Genomic DNA, 5,116 nt, shown 5'->3' with positions numbered 1-5,116 from the left:
CGGGCCGGAGGTGGCCGCGCGGGTCGGAATCGCCTTGGGCGCGGCGATACTCGTCTGCTTCGCCACCGGCCTGCTGAGCCATTGGATCCAGCATCCGCCGCACTGGTTCACCTGGCCCGCGTATCCGGTCTGGCTGTACCGGGTCACCCAGGGCGCTCACGTGGTATCCGGTGTCGTCGCCCTTCCGCTGCTGCTGGTCAAGCTCTGGTCGGTGTACCCGCGCCTGTTCGCCCGCCCCCTGCTCGGCGACCCGGTGCGCGCCCTGGAACGCGGGTCGATCGCGGTGCTGGTGGGTTCGGCGATCTTCCAGCTCGTCACCGGGCTGTTCAATACCGCGCAGAACTACCCGTGGCGGTTCTTCTTCACTACCACGCACTACGCCATGGCCTACGTCGCCGTGGGTGCGCTCGCCGTACACCTGGCGGTGAAGCTGCCGGTGATCCGCACCGCCCTGCGCCGCCCGGTCGACGACAAAGCGGCTGCGGGCCAGGGCATCTCACGGCGGGCACTGCTGGGTACCGCCGCCGTCGCCGCACTGGCGGCGGGCCTGTCGACGGCGGGCCAGACGATCCCGTACCTGCGCCGCCTCGCCGTCCTCGCACCGCGCAGCGGCGAAGGCCCCCAAGGTGTTCCGATCAACCGGACCGCTCTGGAGGCGGGAGTGGAGCAGCGCGCCACCGCGGTCGACTACACCCTCACCGTCGCGGTCGGCGACCGCCGTCGCGCCTTCAGCCGGGCCGAACTGGCGGCCTTGCCGCAGCACACGGCCGAGCTGCCGATCACGTGTGTGGAGGGGTGGAGCGCCACCGCCCGCTGGTCCGGAGTTCGCCTGCGCGACCTGCTCGCGACCGTCGGCGAATACCGCGGCGGCAGTGTGCGATTCACCTCGCTGGAGGACAGCGGCATCTACCGTGTGTCGGTGCTGCCGCGCCCGCACGCCGTCGCCGCCGACACCCTCGTCGCCCTCCGCATCGGCGACGCCGACCTGAACCTCGACCACGGCTACCCGTGCCGCCTCATCGCCCCCAACCGCCCCGGCGTCCTCCAGACCAAATGGCTGTCCCGCATCGAGGTGCTGCCGTGACCGCGATCCGCGTCGTGCTCGTGCTGCTCGGCCTGTGGCTGGCGGCCCTGGGTGTCACCGACCTGCTGGCGATGAGCCGCACCGACCTCATCTCGATCGTATTCTGGTTCGCGGGCGGCATTCTCGTCCACGACGCGGTCTTCGCGCCACTGTGCGCGGCGATCGGCACCACGGCCCGCCGGGTGCTGCCGCCGCGCGTCTGGGCTCCGGCCGCGTGCGGCGCGGTCGCCACCGTCACCCTGCTGCTCATCGCCGTGCCGGTCCTCGCACCCGGCGGCGCCAACGCCGACAATCCCACCATTCGCGACCGGCCCTATCTGCTCGGGCTGACCCTCGCCCTCGTCACGGTCTGGACCCTGGTCGCCCTGGCCACGGTCATCGCCCACCGCGGCCACACCCATCGCGGCACTCCCGAAAGGTAGTCGTACATGCCCGATTTCAGCGACCTGCGTGCCCTGTTCATCAACTGCACGCTGAAACGATCCCCGGAACGCAGCAATACGCAGGGGCTCATCGACCTGTCGGCGCACATCATGGCGAAGAACGGGGTCAGCGTCTCCCACATCCGCGCCGTCGACCACGATATCGCCACCGGCGTCTGGCCGGATATGACCGAGCACGGCTGGGCGACCGACGCCTGGCCCGACCTGCAACGGCAGGTCATGGACGCCCATATTCTGGTGCTCGCGGGGCCGATCTGGTTGGGCGACAACAGTTCCGTCATGAAGCAGGTGATCGAGCGGCTCTACGCCAACTCCAGCGTGCTCAATGACGCCGGACAGTACGCCTACTACGGGCGGGTCGGCGGCTGCCTCATCACCGGCAATGAGGACGGCATCAAACACTGTGCCATGAACGTGCTCTACAGCCTCCAGCACATCGGCTACAGCATCCCGCCGCAGGCCGACGCGGGCTGGATCGGCGAAGCCGGACCCGGACCGTCCTACCTGGATCCCGGCTCCGGCGGCCCGGACAACGACTTCACCAACCGCAACACCACGTTCATGACCTGGAATCTCATGCACCTGGCCCGCATTCTGGTGGACGCGGGCGGTTTCCCGGCGCACGGCAACCAGCGCAGCGAATGGGATGCGGGCTGCCGCTTCGACTTCGAGAATCCCGAGTACCGCTGATCCCCGCATATCGATGAGCGGTCACCGCTTTCCGTCAGTGGCCGCCGTGACGGGGTGGCGGCGTTCCGGCGGACCCGCCCGGTTCGACCACCACGAACTGCCCCATCATGCCCAGATCCTCGTGCCAGAGCAGATGGCAGTGGTACATGTAGGGCGTATCCGGATCGGCGGGCCCGTCGAAACGCAGGGCGAGCCGCACGGTCGCGCCCGGAGCGATGTACACGGTGTCCTTCGGCCCGCGCAGGGCGGCGGGCGGTGGTGATCCGTCCACCGTCAGCACCCGGAACTGCACATCGTGCACATGAAAGTTGTGCGGCATGCCGTCGGCATTGCGCACCGCCCAGATCTCGGTGGTGCCCCGGGTCACGGTCTCGTCGATGCGGTTCATATCCATGGGCCGACCGTTGATCTGCGCGAAGCGGATATCGAACGTGCGCTCCCGCACGGCTTTCGAGCCGTCGGGTGTGGCCGCGGGCACCAGTGCGGCAGGCAACCCGGGTGCGGGGCGCAGGGTTTCGGCGGCCCGCAATTGGAGGATGTCGAAACGGTCGTCACCGCCCGCGAAGCGGCGACCGAAGAAGTCCAACCCGGCGTCGAGCGGATAGCCCCGCAGCACCACTCGCTCCCCGGGCCGCATCCGCACCACGATCTCGGCCCGCTCAGCCGGCGACAGCTGGACGCGGTCCAATTCGACCGGCCGTTCCAGAAGTCCGCCGTCGGTGCCGACCAGCGCGAACCGCCGGTCGTCGGCGAAACCGAAGTTGTAGATGCGCGCCGTGGAGGCATTGAGCAGGCGCAACCGGATCAGCTCGTCACCCACCTCCCGATACGGCGACAGCGTGCCGTTGACCATGATCCGGTCCCCGAGAAATCCGATATCCCGGAACATCTCGTGTGTTCCACTCAGCTCGCCACCACGAAAACGCACGTCCTGCACGATGATCGGCAGATCGTTCACCCCGTATTCGTGCGGCAACGCCAACCCGTCGGCGGCGTCGTCGGCGAGCAGGAACATGCCCGCCAGCCCGCGCCGCACATGGGATTCGGTCTCCCCGTGCGGATGCGGGTGGTACCAGAGCGTCGCCGCGGGCTGATCGACCAGCCAGTGCGGTGTCCAGGTGGCCCCGGCCGCCACCGGCTGATGCGGCCCGCCGTCCATCTCCGCCGGCAGATGCATGCCGTGCCAATGCACCGACGACGCCTCCGGCAGCGCGTTGCGCACGGTCACCCGCACCTGTTCGCCACGGCGCGCCCGCAGCGTCGGACCGAGGTGATCGCCATTGAAACCCCAGGTCGGCGTGACCACGCCCGGTTCGAATTCCCGCTGCCCCGAGCGCATCTCGAGCTCGAATACGCGCGTGCCGTCGGCCTCCACCCGGGACGGCGCGAGCGGCGGTATCGCCAACTCGCGGTCGAAGTCCACCGTGCCGACGGTGGAGATGTCCGCCGTCATATACACGCGGGCGAACCCGCCCGCGAGCGCCAGCATGATGACCACGAGAACCGCCGCACCGCCGACGAGTATCCGCCGCATGCGCGGCCTGCGTACCGAAGACATCCCTCGACGCTAGAAAACAGCAGGTCGACGCCACATCCGGCAAGGCCCGGAGATCGCCCCCGACCACACCCTGAAATCACGCGCCGCGCCCGCGGGTCACCGGGCGTCAGCATGCGGATGGCTCTACTCTCGCCGGGTGAGCAGTGCGCATCCCACCGAGGCCGCCGACGGCGGACAGCTACGCGTCTCCACCCTGGAGCTGTTCTTCGACCTGGTCTTCGTCTTCACCATCATCCAGCTCTCGCACGTCTACACCCACCACCCGGGCTGGGTGGAATTCGGCCAGGTGGCCCTGATGTTCGGCGTCATCTGGTGGATGTACTCCGGGTACGTGTGGCTCACCAACGAGGTCGCGCCGAGCACCTCGGTGCGGCGCACCTGGCTCATGGTGGGCATGTTCGGCTTCCTCGTCATCGCCCTCGCCGTTCCCGAGGCGTTCCACGGTTCCGGGCTGGCCTTCGGGCTGGGCTATCTGCTCGTCAACACGGTGCACACGGGACTGTTCTATTCGAACGGGGGCGCGTCGGTCACCCCGGCGGTGGTGCGGTTGGCCGTGTTCAACGGCCTGTCGGCCGGACTCGTGCTGGCGGGCGGGCTGACGCACGGCTGGCCGCGTTACGCGCTGTGGGCGCTGGCGGTGGTGGTGCAGATCGTCACGCCGTACCTCATCGATACGAGTGGATTCGTCATCCGGGCCAGCCACTTCTGCGAGCGACACGGACTGGTGGTGATCATCGCCATCGGTGAGTCCATCCTCGCGGTGGGTTCGGGCCTGGCCGGGCTGGACCTGACCTTCGGACTGGCCGGAATGGTCGCGCTCGCACTGACTCTCGCGTACGTGCTGTGGTGGGCCTTCTTCGGGTTCGACGACGAGCGCGGAGAACAGGTGCTGGGCGCCCTGCCCGCGGCCGAACGGCCCCGGATCGCGGTGCTGGCCTACGGTTACGCGCTGACTCCGCTCGTGATCGGCATCGTGATGACCGCCGCCGGACTGCAATTGAGCATCGCCGAGGGCAATGAGCGGCTGCCCGCCGCGGCGGCGCTGGCGCTGTCGGGCGGGGTGGCGCTGTTCTTCGTGGGGCAGTGGGCGTTTCGACTGGTACTCGGACTGCCGCGGCCGTGGTGGCGACTGCTGGCGGCGCTGGCCACGGTGGCGACCGCGGGCGTTGGGGTGATCTGGGTGGCGTGGGGGCAGCTCGCCGTGCTGATCCTGGTCGCCTACGGTTTCGTCATCGCCGACGACATCGTCGGCGTGCGCGGCGGTGAGCACAGTCGCTACCTGCCGTCCAGCCCCCAAAAGTAGTGAAACGCTTCAGCTTCTAACCGGCGGCGGGGTGGGTT

At 68.9% G+C, this 5,116-nt stretch carries 5 protein-coding genes; 4 read left to right on the top strand and 1 reads right to left on the bottom strand.

All coding sequences use genetic code 11. From position 1 onward, the window contains the following. The 3 genes from QK444_RS32370 to QK444_RS32360 form a co-directional block, all read left to right on the top strand. The coding region (locus QK444_RS32370) for a molybdopterin-dependent oxidoreductase (protein ID WP_349239556.1) at positions 1 to 1,084 on the top strand (1,084 nt) is incomplete at its 5' end. Then, positions 1,081 to 1,506, top strand: coding sequence for a hypothetical protein (locus QK444_RS32365; protein ID WP_282785862.1), 426 nt, complete (start codon positions 1,081 to 1,083; stop codon positions 1,504 to 1,506). The genes QK444_RS32370 and QK444_RS32365, both read left to right, overlap by 4 nt. A gap of 6 nt (positions 1,507 to 1,512) precedes the next feature. Continuing rightward, on the top strand, positions 1,513 to 2,217 hold the full coding sequence (locus QK444_RS32360; RefSeq protein WP_282785861.1) for a flavodoxin family protein: 705 nt from the start codon (positions 1,513 to 1,515) through the stop codon (positions 2,215 to 2,217). Between the two features lie 34 nt (positions 2,218 to 2,251). Here QK444_RS32360 and QK444_RS32355 read toward each other — a convergent pair whose 3' ends face one another. Continuing rightward, the gene (locus QK444_RS32355) at positions 2,252 to 3,775 is read right to left on the bottom strand and encodes a multicopper oxidase domain-containing protein (RefSeq protein ID WP_282785860.1); all 1,524 of its coding nucleotides are present in this window, start codon (positions 3,773 to 3,775) and stop codon (positions 2,252 to 2,254) included. Between the two features lie 136 nt (positions 3,776 to 3,911). On the opposite strand from QK444_RS32355, the gene QK444_RS32350 reads away from it, so the two are divergent. Next, positions 3,912 to 5,078, top strand: a complete 1,167-nt coding sequence (locus QK444_RS32350; RefSeq protein ID WP_282785859.1) for a low temperature requirement protein A — start codon at positions 3,912 to 3,914, stop codon at positions 5,076 to 5,078. The last annotated feature ends 38 nt before the right edge of the window (positions 5,079 to 5,116 follow it).

Source organism: Nocardia sp. CC201C (genome assembly GCF_030010695.1).
Taxonomy (GTDB): Bacteria; Actinomycetota; Actinomycetes; order Mycobacteriales; family Mycobacteriaceae; genus Nocardia; species Nocardia otitidiscaviarum.
This window is presented reverse-complemented; position numbering and strand designations above follow the sequence as displayed.